Here is a 16,823-nt window from a genome sequence, read left to right as displayed (position 1 = left end):
TTAGTTATGAATTAATCAATCGATAAGAGGTTAAAAAAGTCTTTGCTTTAGCTCTTTCAATATTAACCTAGTTTCTTGTTTACCTTGATTTTGAACTCCGCTATTTTCTTGAATTCGACGAAGTAGATAAGGAATACTTTGACGAATCGGTCCAAAGGGAACATAAGTGTAAATAACAAAGTCCTCCTGAGACAGTGTAGAATATAGGTCTTCTGCCATTCCATGTAGATGCGCAAATGAAACTTTATAGTCTTGGGAAGCCGATTTAAGTAAATGATCAGATACCAAAGAACAGCTATACTGGTTGTGTGTGGCAAAGCAAACAGAAATTGAGTCATCCAAAGCCAACTGCGCGCCTTCATTGAAACTTGTATCAGTATGTTCCTTAGACTCACATACAGGAGATTCATATCCATTTTGAAGAGCACGGTCATTTTCGGATTCTAAATAGGCTCCTCTGACCATCTTAACCCCTAGATGAAAACCTTCTTTCTTGCTTTCTTCTAAATCTCGCTTCAAAATATTAAGCGTGTCCTTCAAATACATTTGATAAGTAGCAAAGATGATTGCGGATTGACGGTTATATTTCCTAATCATCTCCATTTCAATTTTATGAATGGTTCCTTGATACCAAGATTGCTCTGCATCAATGAACAATAAAATACCTTTAGATGCAGCCAAAGCACAAAGCTTATCCATAAGGTCCATATGCTGAGTACTTACTTCTCCAGATAAGAGCTCCTCATCAAAACTTAGACTACTTGGCTTTATTACCACAGCTACATTATCACTCCATTGCTGATTGATTAGGTCAGAGTAAGTATCGAAGTTAGCCCGTATATCGGATTCTGTTTGGGCTCCTTCCACGCAATAGTCCACCATAAACTTTTTATTAGGAGCGTTTCTAGCATTGGTATAGTCTCTTACCTCAGGAATTGTTTCCCCTACTAAAAATATCCTGTAGACCGTGTTTTGAATCAGTTTGCTGACCCATCTCCTGTCAAGGAATTTAGGCGTTAAAGCCTTTTCTATGATTCGTATAAAAAACTTACTTCGAGTGCTTAGTAAAAACAATAGCTTAACTAATAATTCGAAGTTGGAATATCTAGAAAATACTGAACTGGTTGCTTTGCCCATGACTTTACAATTTAATAGTGCTAGGGAGGTGCCAAAAACGGGCGCAATATAAAAAAAGTCTTGGGGAACCACTCCCAAGACTTCTACTAACTAAAACAATTGTAAATCTAAAAGCCCCGTCTGGGCCGAAATACATGATGTGATTAAAAACTATACTCAATACAGAATTAAGCAATCAGCGTGCCAACTTTTAAAATCGATAAAAAATATGGTGAGTAAAGATTAAGAATGACTCGATGGTCATCCCAAAGTCAATAGAAAATATGGGAAGAAAGGTAAATTATGCGGCAGCAGATAATAGATGTATACAGTCTTTCAAAGGACATTTCTTGCACTGTTTTTTCATGCTTTTCTCGTACTTCTTACAGCACTTCTTCTTTTTTTTAGATTTGTCTTTTTTTGCCAAAATTTTATTTAGACTGATTTTAGATTGCAAAAGAGCATATTTAAACTTAGATCTACAAGTCGTAAAAAGACACTCATTTAAAACTCAATATAAAGGTGATCCTTTTCCCAATAGGTCTTGTATCGTTTCAATTCACGACATCTATAACTATCCTCATCCCCGTAGTCTAGATCAAATGCATAGCCATGCAGTGGACAGACCAGTTGATTTGTATTATTGATTCGAGCTAGGGATAGCGTATGACCTTGGTGGGGACATGACTTTTCAAAAGCATAATAACCACGATTAGTCCTGACTAGGCAAAATATAAAATCGTCAGCCTTTAACTTGGTAAGTTTATTGAGAGGGAAAATACTTTTAGCTTTTTCTTCACCTTCTACAAGTAAGTATTTAGGCATATATCCATCATTTATAGTTTCACATATCTTACTTTTCCGGTCACGGCTCTTATTAAAAAAGCCGCCGGGACACTACCCCCGACGGCTTCACTATCATTCATATTTCAAAACACCATCTGGTCTAGCCAGAATCTTAACAAAAAGATAATACGCCAATTTTTAAAAACCTAACATTTCGCAGGTTTTACTGTGCGCCTTGGATGATTTTTTCAACTACTTCAGGATTCAACAAGGTTGAAGTATCTCCAAGATTACTTGTGTCTTTTTCAGCCACTTTCCGAAGAATTCTCCTCATGATTTTTCCAGATCGAGTTTTCGGAAGTCCTGGAACAATCTGAACTTTATCGGGTTTTGCTATAGGTCCAATAATTTTACTCACTGTTGATACAATCTCTTTTTTCAAATTTGCTTCGGATCTATCTTCCATGTCACATATTACATAGGCATAAATTCCCTGACCTTTGATTTCATGGGGATAACCCACTACTGCAGATTCTATCACTTTAGGATGTTCATTAATAGCATTTTCAACTTCCGCAGTTCCCATTCTATGGCCTGATACGTTGATTACATCATCTACTCTTCCTAAAATTCTATAATAACCATCTTCATCTCTTTTGACTCCATCACCAGTAAAATACATTCCAGGATAAGTTGAAAAATAGGTGTTAATGCACCGATCGTGATCACCATAAGTCGTTCTAATCATGGATGGCCAAGGAAAATTGATGCAAAGATTACCTTCGACCCCCTTTCCCTTAAGTTCATTACCTTCTCCATCTACTATGATAGGTCGAATACCCGGTAGTGGAAGTGTAGCATGTGCTGGCTTAGTTGGAGTAAGACCTGCAAGTGGAGAAATCATGATTCCTCCAGTTTCAGTTTGCCACCAAGTATCTACAATAGGGCATTTCCCTTTACCTATATGTGTATGATACCAGTGCCAAGCTTCTTCATTTATTGGTTCTCCTACCGAACCTAATACTTTGAGCGAATCCAATTTATATGGTTCGATTGGCTCTTGACCAAAAGCTTCTAAAGCTCTAATCGCCGTTGGAGCTGTGTAAAATTGATTGACCTGATATTTATCCACTATTTCCCAAAAGCGCCCTGCATGTGGATAAGTAGGAACTCCCTCAAACATCATCGTAGTTGCTCCTGCCAATAATGGTCCATAAACAATATATGAGTGTCCAGTAATCCATCCCACGTCAGCAGTACACCAATAGATATCATCGCTATTGTACTGAAACACATTCTGAAATGAATACTGTGTATAAATCATATAGCCCGCAGTAGTATGAACTACTCCTTTAGGCTTTCCGGTAGAACCAGAAGTGTAGAGAATGAAAAGCATATCTTCCGATTCCATCACTTCAGCTTTGTTGACAAAATCAACTTTGCCAACTTCTTCGTGCCACCACAGATCCCTACCTTTTTCCATGATTACCTCCGTTTTAGTCCTTTCAACGACTAATACTGTATCTACAGATTTACAGCTTTCCAAAGCTTCATCTACCACTTCCTTAACTGGAATAACTTTTGCCCCTCTAAAATTTCCATCAGAAGTTAATACCATCTTAGCCTCACAATCATTGATCCTATCTGCTAGTGCTGAAGAAGAAAAACCTGCAAATACTACAGAGTGAACTGCCCCTACTCTTGCACAACCAAGCATCGCTATAGCAGCTTCTGGAATCATAGGCATATAAATAATAACTCTATCGCCTTTTTCGATACCATTGTTTATTAGAACATTAGCAAACTCACAAACTTTTTCGTGCAGCTGTTTATACGTTAAGGTAATGCCTAATTCATTAGGGTCATTGGGTTCCCAAATGATCGCGGGTTTGTCTCCAAGTGTATACAAGTGCCTATCAAGAGCATTTTCTGTTATATTTAGTTGGGCACCTTCAAACCATCTTACATGAGCTCTAGAAAAGTCAAAGTCAACTACTTTTGTCCATTTTTTTCTCCAGAAGAACTGATTTGCTATACGCTCCCAGAAAGTCTCTGGATTAGCAATACTCTTTTCGTATGACAGAAAGTATTCACTTAGATTTTCAATTTTGGTCAGCATATCAAATTGGTTTTTAGAATTATCAATCAAGTAACTCTAAAATACAGTAATTCGAATATGGTATTAAATAAAACGACTGAAAGGTTTAATGATCAGACACTAATCAGAGAAATATTAATTGAAAGGAATTATCTCAGGTGCTTTGAAATCAAAATCTCTAATACCTAATCGTGGTGAAGTAGAAAATTCAAAAAAACTGGGATTTCCATTAAGAGGCTGCCTAGGGTATATTCCAAACCTTATTTGAATGGTTGAAATTGCTATATTATCATTTCTAAACCTCAAACCTAAACCTGTTGCATAAAATACATCTGGACTAAAAAAAGGATTGATATAATTGCTAACTCCTGTCACATCAAAAAATGCAAATGTTGCTACTCGAAAACTTAAAAAGTTAATAGGAGTAAAAACCAAAGACTCTACTTTTAGATTCAGCTTACTAGTAGATTTTAAATAAAATCCGTTTAACCCTCTAATTCCAATATCACTCTGACCTGATATAAAGATATCTTCTGTAGGCTTAATGGCTTGCGCGAAGGATAAACTAGCGAATTGTCTGAATTTATATTGACCTAATTGACTTAATCTACTGAAATAATCAAACTGCATAGACAAAATCCCATCTGAGAAACCAGACTCTCCGCGATAGCCACCTAAAGAATAAATAGAATTCAAATACCCAAAACCACTTATATATCCACCTCTAGCATAGACTGCTCCTAAATATAATCTGTCTTCAAACTCTCTTCGTTCTATGCCCATAGTTAAACTAAGTGCAGCTCCAGTAGGAATATCCTCTGTTCTACCAAAGTTCAAAATGAATTTATCTTTGTAATACTCTCTTGAGGTCAGACCAATCCCTATCAAGGATATAATTCTATCATGATAGAAATAATTGGTGTCAATTCTAACTTCCGGTTTGTCAAAGAAATCCTGGTTGTCTCTCCTAGCCGATACTACCGCATACGTTTTATCTTCAAAACCTAAATATGGCATCCTGATATTGGTCAAAAAAGATCGACCTATCCAAAGATCCTGTCTTCTTCGTTTGTAATAAAATTCTTCTGACTCATCTAAAATTGGGTCATAATTAAATTCCCCAAACTTAAACTGACTGAATTCTATCCCTCCTCCATATTCTGTTTTTCGCGTGACGAAGTCTTTATCAAAATTCACACCCAAGCCTCTCTTGTTGAAATGCTGCGAAAAATCTACTTGTCCATCAATGAATGTACCTAAAATATTAGGAACTGTATAAAAGAGCTCATATTCTGTCCAATCTACGTAGTCAAATTCGAGCTGATGCCCCATACCTCCAATATTGATATGAGATATTCCCAAAAGTGCTCCATTATCATTGGAAGGATTTACCTCTACATTATATGGAAATACATCTCTAGTAACTACTGCTACCTCTGCTTTCCCATCAATCTCATTTATCATAATTCTAGCATCTCTTACAAAGTCCAGACGACGCAATAGACGCTCTGATTCGACCATATCTTCTGACGATATATTACTTCCTTCTTCAAAAAGAATATTCTTTCTTATAATCCAATTTCGAGTATGTACATGAATATCATTTAGTGGTTTGGTATATTTATTAGGCTTATAATGAGTCGTATCACTTATTCTAGACCCAAAAATTGGTAGATGTTTATATTTGATTGATTGAATTTTTTCATTTTCGAAATGTGAAAAACGCTGCTCACTTGCTTTTTCATTGTGAGGTTTCTTATCCGAATGAACAAAAAGAGCGTCATAAACCATACTTGAAATCTTAGATTTAGACATTTTATGCTCAACGCTATCATAAAACGCTTGAGTCTTCTGCAAACTGTTTTTTCGGATTAATACATCTACAGTGTCCGCCACATAAATAATCGTATCATGAGGTATGTAATAGACATCATCATCTAACAACAAGAATCTATCTCCCTTTACAGAAACCTTATTGATTTTTGCTTCTGGTGTAGAGGTTTGCTTTTGAGCACAAACCTTCTGCCATCCTAAAAATGTAAGTAGTAAAAGAAATAACTGTAGAACTTTATTCACAAATTCTATTCTTGGTGAATGACTATCAAACTTTGAAATTATCAATTATGGTATTATTCGAAAATAAAAGGTTGATTCAATAACCCTAATAGACCATAAAAAGATGAGAGATTTACTTTTATCTTTCAAATTACGAATCAGAATATTGAGAATGACAACTCAAACCCTGAACTTACAAGCTCAATTTATGTGCATCAAGTGTTTCAAAAACAACCTATTAGATATTTGTTCTATTGCTTTATTTAGAAAACGAAGCGAAGACAATAACCACATATCTTATTCAAAATTTACTTCTTATTCTATTGTCAAATCTTATTTAAAAATCGGATTCTTGATAATGTCGATATTTCTTAAGAGCTTCGATCAAACGAAACTTTTACAAAAATGAAAAAATTATTACCTGTTGCTGTATTAATGGCGCTATCAACTGTTGGGTTTAGCCAAATTAAACTAGGTCCTTCGGCTGCATATATTCAACCAACTGGAGACCTTGGTGATGTATATGACCCTGGCTTTGCTATAGGAGCAAATGGAGTTATAAAATTAGCAATGCTTTCAGTCACCGGAGAACTTGCGTACACTCGATTTAGTGGAAAGGAAATTGCTTCTGGATTTAAATCTAAATCAACATCGTTATGGAGTATGACAGCCGGTGCTAGGTTTGGTCTTCCAGGACCAGTTTATGTAGGTGCTAGATTGGGCTATTTATTTACTGATGACGATCAATCTGACAGTGAGTTGATTTTACTTCCAGAAGTTGGTGCTAGTTTAGGAAAAATAGATGTCAACCTAGGTTATCAAGTTTTGAATGATATCAATTACATGAACCTAAGAGTAGTTTATTACATTATTGGTGGATGATAAATTCAATTAATCTTTATCCTAAGGGTTGAAAAATTTATTCAAAAAGCAACCATCTGAGATAAAAAAGGGATTGGTTTTAAACCAATCCCTTTTTTAATATAACTCATGGTGTACTGACTTAGAAGTATCTATTTTGATTGGGTCAGAATTTATAGCTAAAAGCAGTTGAAAACATACTTTATCACATCTATATGAGTTCATATGAACTATTTACAGTCTTATCAGCGCACTTAGGACACACTGAACGTAGTTAATAGTATTACATCTTCTATTTTATCAGAAGTAAACAAGCCTTGAGGATCCTGTAATGATAGAGTCCATGTCTGCTTCAAATCTGAACCATTTGGAAAATCACCTTCCATATAATCAAGTGGATATGGTGAAGAGACGGCAGATTGAATACTATTATCATTTGTGGCTGAGGTAATGGAATTACTGCTCTCATTAAGAATATCAAGTTTCATATCTGTATAGACGGCATCTCCTTTGGTTTTTATCATCGCTACCGCATACGTAAGCTCCAGATCTTTATCTACAAGAAAGTATGGTATATGTTCATCCGACAGAATTACCTGAGTTGATCTGTCTGTACCTATTTCTTGATTTAATAAATCGTGTAGAGCATTTGGGAAATGCGTTTTCAGGCTATACCCCTGTGACAGATTCTCATCATTTGCTGACAACCAATCTGCATATTTATTAAGTGTATCCGCTATTTCTTGTTCGACCGTATTTTTGAATGTTTGCCCACCATCCTTGGCAGTATAGCTCACTTGAATAATAACATCAGCTATGCTATTATAATCAAATGCTTTGTATTTATTAGGCAATTCAAGACGCCAGTTACTGATAGCACCAGAGCCTTCAAACGGTAAATAGCGTTCATCATTAAAATTGAGCTCGAATAAACCAGAGTCATTTTGCCCGGTACTCGTTGCGATGGATTGAATACCGCCGACGTCCATTCGGAATCTATCGTCATTATACAGGTTATCGGTGGCATAAGCACTGTCTTCCAAATCAGTGTTAATTCTAATTCCACTTGACAATAGTGTAAGCTTCGCAGATACATTAGTGTAGTTTCCAGTCACTCCAGGAATTGTTACCCTTACGGACTTGATACGACGCTTATACTGTCCAGGAAAGTCAAGGTCAAACATTACCTCAGGAATGTGGAAATCAGCTGTACCTGTTGTTCTTAGTTGTTCTAACTGAATAGGTGATAGCATACTGAGTGGTATGTTCTTAGTGATTTCATACTCTCTCTTATTTTGCTCTAGGTAGGCAATCTCCATTCTACGGAGATCGGCTTGTAATCTTTCGCCTGCTAGTAAGCCTTTTCTCATACTATCCCAGTGTCCATATTGAACAAACGCAGGGTTATTGACGCCAAGCTCTCTAGCATACGCTCGCTCTGCCATACGAGCTACGTCTACAGCTAACTGATAACTCTGGAAATATAACTTCGATGTCTGTGTGATCATCCAGTTATACAATTCCCGATTAGTAAACTTAGACTTCATAAAAGACTCCGCTTCTTCAGATTGCTTGATCTGAATATCATGATTTTCCAGTTCTCGCTCGGTCATAGCCAACCTGATCTCAGCAGCAGTGATTTGCTTTTCGATCTGTGGAATCTCCATAGAAGCTTGCTCTGCTTGAAATTCCCAGTCATCCCTTCGGCGGTCATAACCCCCCTTTATTCCCGCTACTGAAGCTTTGTGAGATTGAATACTACTTAATGCTTGTAAAACTTGACTAGCAGCAGTCATCGAATTAAATGCACTACTACCTCCTGCCTTAACGGTGACGAACGGAGATCCAAATGCGCCCGCAATTCCCGCTTCAAAATCAGGAATGGAAGCCAATGCTGCCCCAATTAAACTGGTTACTTGACTAGCCAATTGTAACTTCATTGCATTATCCATCTTTTTCAGCTGTTGCTTTTCTTGATGGTTCATGTATTCTCTAGAAGAATAGTATTCTTTTCGTTTTTCTGCTAGTGATTTAGAATCCTTAAGAGAGGCTAGACTTTCTTCACTTTCTTTGATCGCCTGCTTCTTGATTTCCTTAGTGGCATTGAGCAAATTGACTTCCTGCGAAGCTCTTAGCAGAGACATTTCTTCTGAATCTTTTTTCTCTAGTACAGATAGCAGACCCTGACCTAGACCTTTCACATCGTTACACAGTTCTATGGCTTTTTGTATGAGAACTCTGAATCGATAGTGTGGAGAAGCCACTCCCGAAAGTCCATCCAATACAGCTCCTATGCTGATACCAGCTGCATCAGCCTTTACTAGTAGTGCAGGATCAATTGGAGGCTGGAACAACGGTAATGTTCTAAACACTCCTTCTATATTTAGACAATTTCTGATTTTGAAAAGACGGTCTGCCAAAATATCCCAATAACCCAGTAACTTATCATTAGGGGCTATACAAAAGGCCAATGACGAGTTCAATGCATTGAAGTTGTCTTTTGATTCTTTCAGCTTGTCTTCACTTCTAGTTTCCAATAGTTCTATTTCCGCTTCGATTCGGACTAGAGGGTTACTTCCATAGGTCACATTGTCGGTTAGAAAATCTTCCAATAACTGAGGTGATGATGTGTCCTTCTTCGTAACTCTTATTGGTTTTTCTCCTAAGATATCTGAGGCAAGAATGTATATCTGGGTAGCTTCATTCAAAGACTCTATAGTATCTCTTGTAAATAAATAGTCACCCCAAGCGATCAAGTTATCCAGATACTTCATCACTGTACTTTTCATATACGCTGCCGTACGGAGTCTGGCAATTCTATGAGGCATGAATGGATTGTCTGTCCACTGTTCTATTTGGTTTTCAAATTCATCATCCTCTCCCATTTTTCTAATGATCCCTGCAATGTCAAATTCCCTCATGTATTCATGAAATGGTTTGAACTTCCAGTAGCGCTTAGGTGCATTCCCTTCTACCTCGGTAGGGTCGAAGATGACATGATACCATTTTTGAGCTTCTTCAAATTTCTGATCTTGGGACAACTTTTCTGCGAGCAGCATAGGTCCATGATAAAATAGCTCCCAGTTATATATATTGTAAGGAGCCTGACTGGCAAAGTCAAACCCTTCGTCAGGATAGACAGGTACATTGTTTCTAGAATATACCAGCTGATCATTTGGCTCATATAGAGACTTAAAATTATAGCTTACATCTCTTCCTTGTTGCTTTACAAGAAATTTGCTCGAGTCGAATTTCTCAGGTTTTAATATACCATCAAGCCCATTTTGGTTAATCTGAGAGATCATCTCTCCTGTGTAAAAATGATAATAAGGTAAAATTCTGTACTGGCTGTATTCAATAGAACCATATACATCATATGTGTTTTTTTCTCCACCAGTTTGAGAACTTTCTATTCTAAAAGAATCATAAAAAGCAGCTTTCACCAATTGTTTAAAGTCTAATTGACTGCTATCCAGAGGGAGTGAATTTAATTTAGATAGAATACTATTCTTACTATTGATTAACTCCTGTAGCTTTTCGCGTTCTTTGTCTTCGTATTCCTCTGTCTCTACCGTTTTTGTAGAGGTTTTTGTTGTGATTGTATAGCCGTCTGGTTCATATCTTAATACTACCCGTTCTCTTTCACCTCTGTTACTTGGTAGCTCAACAGCATCGATACTAAGAGTTTTAATTGTAATCTTATTTCTCCATCCCCAGATCGGTTTGAATTTAGGAACACGTTTAGTGGTAGTGTGGGTTACAGTTTTCGTGTTATTTGTAGTATTCCTGTAGCTTAGAATACTATTTTGTTCCTGTCTTGATAGTTTTGATGATTCAGAGTTAATAGATTCTATGTTACGCGCGATCATAGCTCTAACAAACAGTCTTCTATCGAGGAAGTCTGTAGGGTTTAATGTATAGTCATTAAACATGGCGTTGACCCTTAAATCTTCCTTGATATTCTTCATAATGAGCTCCTCCATGATTTCATCAATTTTATCACGTGCAGGCTTTGCACTGATATCATGACTATCAAAAGTGAAGGAAGTAAATTTTACTTGTCCTACAACATTTCTAATCTTGACAGGCTTTTTGGCTTTCTGTACAAGAAAGGTTCTATCAGAGTCTGCTACTACAAAAGGCTGATTTGAGTTGGTTAATTCAGATGAATCAATAATGTTATGAGTAATTGAGTATGTGCCATCGGCGTTAAGAAGTTGGGATGTTTTAGTTCCATCTTCTTCTAGAATAGAGATTGGCCCTGACGCCAATCTTTGATTTGACATATAGACGTCATCCACACTAGTAATATCCTTTCTTTCTTGTTTTCCTACGGGGCGAAAATCAAATTCGGTAAGGCCATGATTTGCATAAATTGATCCTATTTCTGTAGAATGATCATCGTGTAAATATTGAACTTTGATTTCAATACCTCCTCTGGAATCATCGTAGTTTAAGAAATAGCGGCTGTGATTACTATGTCCACCTGACTTATAGAACATCTTTTCTCCACTTGCTTCTCTTACTATTGATTTGGCAGACCACTTCCCATCCAGTTTTTCTGTATACCCAAGGCTTACTTCTGTAATCCATTCTGGTGTTTGACCTTTTATACCTTCAGATCCAGTTCTGGAAACAGAGTTTACAGATTGACTTGGGTCAGCCTTGGTTTCCAGAATAGCCCAGAATAAAAGTAGTCTTCCATTCTTCAAGACAGGTATGATATGATTTCCTTCGATTTCCACATCTATAGGCTCCCAAGACGTCCAGTCGATTTGCTTTACCCACTGCTGATGATAGTATTTATGAGGTAAATTTTTTGTCCTGCCGAAGAAGTGTTGAGTTTTTGTATCCTCATCTACATAAGTCGCCATTATCTCTAGATGAGATACTTTGTGTAATTTTTCAAGATACGTCTTATAGGCACTTTCAACTGCCTCCTTAGTTACTTCGTTTTGAAGTAGCTCATCGAGCATTTCATTGAAGAAGTTGGATCTGTTATCCCTTAGTTCTGGCTCAAGGAAGTTTTCAGGGTAATAGAATACTTTTCTGGCAGCTTCCCATACTCTGTAGTTTTTTCGCCATTCCCATTCAGGAATATCTTTTGCTGAAAAGGATAAACCAGGCTCCAGGTTCATCCTTATACGTTGTACCCAAAGTTGTATGGTGGAAATCGCCAATTTTGACCTTGAAATCATAAAACAAGGCTCCATTTCTGTATCCAACAAGTAGTTGGCATAGAGGTCATTGGTGTTTTTAAATTTCGGATTTGTACTAATTAAGTAATCTGATAATGCATCTCGTTGTTCTCTTCTCAGGATATCTCTAATCTCAGCGCCTTTGTCATCCCATACTTTATTGCTGAATTTGGATTTGACTGATCCCATTATCTCCTTAGAAGTATCAAGAATTAAGTCTTGAGCAGACCAGCTTTCTAGCTTTGCGGCAGTAACACCTGTTTTCTGGATTAATTCAAATACTGGAGCTAATAAACTCAACCATCGAACACCTTGATAATCCGATATCTCGGTCAAACCGAATCTTGTACTCGCTATGAGATAATCTATGTCTTGCTGAGACCAATTTAAGTTTGTAACAAGGTCGGTATGAAATTCACTTAAAGAAATCGGAGAGCTATCCGATGCCCTTTTAACTAGATTTAAAAGTGAAAAATCGCCATTGCTGTAGATTTTGTTGTATCTAAGTATTTGAATAAGACTTAGAAAGTCATCAGATACAGGAACAGATATACTTCGAACTGGGAATGAATTTTTTAAATCAAATAAGTGAGTAATAGCTGACCTAGTGAATAAGAGTTCAAATTCATCGGTTTGAATACCAAGTTTGGTTATAAAAGATACTTGCTTGAGTAAAAAATCGAGGTCTTCTAATTCGTTAGGAAAAAGACTATTTTCATCATCTCCAGAATAGACAAGCGCATCACTGGTCAATCTCAGTAATAGATTTTTGTCACTTCTTACTAGGTATTCTCCTGCCAGAATATCAGTAACATCCTGACTTGTATCTAGAAGGTCAGCAATTAGTGCAGAGCACTTGCCTTTAAAATCTAAAATAGAGGCTACAGCGGGGTAAAAAGCTTTGAAAACCTTGTTGTATCTGATTTGTAATTCCTCATTCGTTGATTTAGCCAGCCCCGTGTCTTTATTTAAGTCACTCTCTAACTGAGAAGTTGCGGTAGCGCCAATGAATTCTTTCCAATACCGCCCTATTAAGTCAGTATCAACAATTTTAGCATCCTTTGAGTCAGGATAAGCAGAACTATCGTATTTATTTGGGTCGCGAGTAGGAATGGACGCTTCACCAGTTTTTACCAATTCGATAAAAGAAGATGCTAAATCTTGTGGGAAAAATAATCCAAACAATGCTTCTAGCCCTTCGGCGGTTTTATCAGTTGATAGCCCTTTACCAACTAATATTTCCTGAAGCATTATACGTACAGAGGTTAGAATTTCATTTGGCTTGGAACCGTATCCTCCATATTCTCCAGAATATTCGTTTTCCAACCAATACTTAAGATCTTGGAGAGAGATAGACGCACTTTGAATCTCCTTAATTTTTTCAAGAAACTCTATTGTGTCATTAGGTTTAGATCCTACAGGTCCTCCTGTATTGGGTAATAACCTTTTCCAATCTAGATATTCTGATATTGAAATATCCAGATGATTACAATATGAAACTACACCGTACAGATGTATTAGTTGGCTCTTCCAAACATCTCCTGTGATTCCTTCTTCCAAGGCTAGCTCAGTGAGTTCTTTAGCATTTATTCGTAATACGGCCAGTATTGCTGATACTGAGTCTAGGTTGTCATTTAGGTCGCCACTATTAACTAGTTGAATTGGTGTTGTATCAGCATTGGATATTGCGTCTAGAACAGTCTGTCTTTGAATAGACTTAGGGTTGAGAAATACCTCTTCAAAATAGGATTTACTATTTTCATAAGTATCATCACTCATGAACCCATACCATGTAAGTAGCTCTTTAAGCCCAAGTTTAGGAAAACGACTGAGAATAGATTTAACTCCAGCTAGTCTTTCAAAGAATAAGTCATTTATAGAATTCGACCCTAAGGCTGAGATGACTATGTCTAGTTCTTCTACAGTCCAACCTAGATGGTTTCTTAGTCTTTCAAACCAATGAAGCTTTCTGTATTCTTCTACATCAAAAAGCAAAGACGCATCTGCGACCTTACAAGATTCAACACCATCAACTATTGCAAATTCTATAGTCTTGTTAAGTGGATTAATGTATTTGGATTTAATGAGCTTTGAAAGATGCTCATAAGTAATTCCAGATTTGTCTAGTAACTCTTGAACGGACTGTAGGTCCAAGTAAGAACTGATACCTCCGTAAAACTTTGTATAAGCTGTATCTGAAAAAACACTATGAAGCAATGAGGACATTCCAAGTTCTGCCTTGGCTGTTTCTATATCGAAGCCTAAAAATTGATCTTCTTTGCCGCTTATGACGCGTAAGATTTTTTGTCGATCGACCTTGACTTCGTTTAGGTATACATCTGCCTCACGATTGGCTAGGTTATAAGGTAATGACCACGGATACGTTGTAGAGTTTAAAGTAGTGTCATAAACAGGCTCCTGAATATGTTCAGGATAAACCCTCAAAGCATCTGAAGACAAAGTGGTCTGTCTTTCAAACCCAGTTTTTGTAATAGCGGCTTCTAGAACTTCATTGACTAAATCAATATATGGGAATACAGTATTCGTATTCTCACATGAAGAGGATAGTTTTATTAGATCAGGCCTTCTTTGATTAAGAGTGTCCCAAAGATTTAAGGATTCATCGTCTTGTGCATTTTTGATGAATTTGAATATATCTACTAAGTAGGCAAAGGGACTTGTCGATGATTGACAGTGCTTACATTCACAAAAATCTTGTGAACCAAACAAAACTTCTAATTCAGGATTGTCTTGGATTTCCTGATCATTTTTAGAAGTTGGAGCACCATTGGAGATGATGCCAAGACTATCAGAGTTAAGTTGTGGTGAAAGTAGGGGCTGAATAGCCAGTGCTTTTCCAGAGATAGCTTTTGCACGTCTATAGATTGCTTTTGAATATGAGCTTACTACTTTGTATTCTAGTTCATCCAATATAGCTAAATGGGTTCCATCTGACTGAAATTCAGCATATAGCTGCTGGAAGGTTTTTTCCTTTAGTGCCTCATTGACTCTACTAATCAAATCAGAATCATATTTTTCTGATGAACTCAGTTTTATTAACCCTTCACCGAATTTCTTAGCATATTCCGGCATAGGAATATACTGTTTGAGTTCTGAGTTTATTCTTGCTACAAACGCTTCTTCTCCTATCTCTTTAATATCTGTGGCAGACCTAAAGTTATTGTCAAGTAAGAATTTGATCTGAGAAGTTTTTTCTCTGTGATCAAGAAGTCCAAATAAACTCTTGTAGATGTATAACGCTTCTAGAACTGATTGTTTTTCTACAGCTGTAAAGCTATCAAGTGCAGATGGAGTGTTTTTGAGATAGGTTCTGACGCTTAATTCAAAACTGAAATCATCAGAGGGGTCTCCTCCTGTATTGGCATCCAAAAACCTATTGATTAACTCCTCCATTTGTGTAGGAGTTGATTGAGCTTCCAATTGTGCTTTAATTCGACGGCTGGAAAGTAGGTTGTCTATCGTGCTTTCAATGGATTGAGCGTATTTGAGTTTATCTACTTCAGTAGGATCATTTACCCCCGGTACCCCAACCATTCGACCAGTCGTTTCACCTCCAAGGTACGAGTTTTGATCAGAATCAATTAAGCTTATGATATCCGTTTCTGTCAGGTCTGCGAGATCTCCTATATCGTCCAAATCTGGATTATCGGGATGCAAGTATAGAATACGAGCCATTGGCACGTGATTTCTAGAGATGGTATAATATAGAAATATCCTTTTAAGGTCTTCTTTTTGGGCCGCGTCGATTACTCCATCCGTTTCAGCCTTATCCCAAAAACTCTCAGTGATATTTTCAATGTTAGCTGAATAGAAAGTATAGAAATTCTCTTGAGTATCATCATCTATTCCTGTTTGGGAAATGAGTTCTGCAATAGGCGTCTTCTCTTCAATTATGTTGCCGTTTTCATCAGTGAAAATGTCTACTAAACCCATTTTGGGCACAGCATTATCAAAATCCGAATTAATAGCTTCAATAATGGTGTCAGTGTCCTCTGAATCGTCTATATCAATCAAATTAGATTCTATAGCCTCCCTTAACAATACAGCTCGTTGCCCTTTTTTCATGCCAAGGATACTCTTTACATCTTTCGGATCACTACCTTGAATAATTCCATAAAGAACTTTTTTCAAGTCATAGCTTCCACTAGGTGATACAAGAGGAGGTTTCGAGTTGGGACGATCAGCTCTTGTCAAGAAATGGTGAAAGACACGTGAGTTCAAAAAGCTCCTAATTTTAAAAGCTTCTAAACCTGATTTCTGAGAAATAGCTTTTAAACTATCGCTATTACCAGTTGCTGTTAGAATTTTCGAAATATCATCAAGATCTAAAAATGCACGAATCCGTTTTTCTGTTGATGTATAGTCTGTTTCACCAATATAAGATCCAGTGGATATTATTAGGTTAACTACTTCATGTTCTTCAGCATCTACTATCAATTCTGAGCTAACGACTGGAGTACCGAGGTTAGAGTCTAGTGTATCATCTGGAACGGGATCTAGGGGAGTAGCAGGCGGGTTGATATTGTAAGCATGTATTTTAAGGTCAGCTAGATTTTTATTGCCTACTAGTTGGCTAGCGGAGTAGTATATAAGGTATTCTCCGTTGTCGTTAGTGACTGTTTGTTTAGGGCTAGCATTTCCCAGAACGGTTGAAGACCCATCGATTTCATAATCACGAGCTTCGACAG

General features: G+C 37.0%; 6 protein-coding genes. 1 reads left to right on the top strand and 5 read right to left on the bottom strand.

The window, feature by feature from the left end; all coding sequences use genetic code 11:
* Positions 1–30: 30 nt before the first annotated feature.
* The 4 genes from DKG80_RS18575 to DKG80_RS18560 all read right to left on the bottom strand — a co-directional run bounded on the left by DKG80_RS18575 (position 31) and on the right by DKG80_RS18560 (position 6,076).
* Positions 31–1,137: a proline dehydrogenase family protein gene (locus DKG80_RS18575; RefSeq protein WP_109832884.1), complete on the bottom strand. Its 1,107-nt coding sequence runs from the start codon at positions 1,135–1,137 to the stop codon at positions 31–33.
* 483 nt (positions 1,138–1,620) lie between these two features.
* Positions 1,621–1,941, bottom strand: a complete 321-nt coding sequence (locus DKG80_RS18570) for a Rieske (2Fe-2S) protein (protein ID WP_109832883.1) — start codon at positions 1,939–1,941, stop codon at positions 1,621–1,623.
* 184 nt (positions 1,942–2,125) lie between these two features.
* Entirely contained in the window at positions 2,126–4,021 is a 1,896-nt protein-coding gene (gene acs / locus DKG80_RS18565; RefSeq protein ID WP_109832882.1) for an acetate--CoA ligase, read from the bottom strand.
* Positions 4,022–4,135: 114 nt separating this feature from the next.
* Positions 4,136–6,076, bottom strand: a complete 1,941-nt coding sequence (locus DKG80_RS18560) for a BamA/TamA family outer membrane protein (protein ID WP_162555980.1) — start codon at positions 6,074–6,076, stop codon at positions 4,136–4,138.
* Between the two features lie 384 nt (positions 6,077–6,460).
* Between DKG80_RS18560 and DKG80_RS18555 the strand changes: the two genes are divergently transcribed.
* A complete protein-coding gene (locus DKG80_RS18555) occupies positions 6,461–6,937 on the top strand; it encodes a hypothetical protein (protein WP_109832880.1) in 477 nt (158 codons plus the stop codon).
* A 233-nt stretch (positions 6,938–7,170) separates the two neighbouring features.
* Here the strand turns inward: DKG80_RS18555 and DKG80_RS18550 are convergent.
* Positions 7,171–16,823, bottom strand: a 9,653-nt coding sequence (locus tag DKG80_RS18550; RefSeq protein ID WP_221409160.1) for a Tc toxin subunit A-related protein, incomplete at its 5' end; no start/stop codon positions are given.

The organism is Reichenbachiella versicolor (assembly GCF_003171675.1).
Taxonomy (GTDB): Bacteria; Bacteroidota; Bacteroidia; order Cytophagales; family Cyclobacteriaceae; genus Reichenbachiella; species Reichenbachiella versicolor.
This window is presented reverse-complemented; position numbering and strand designations above follow the sequence as displayed.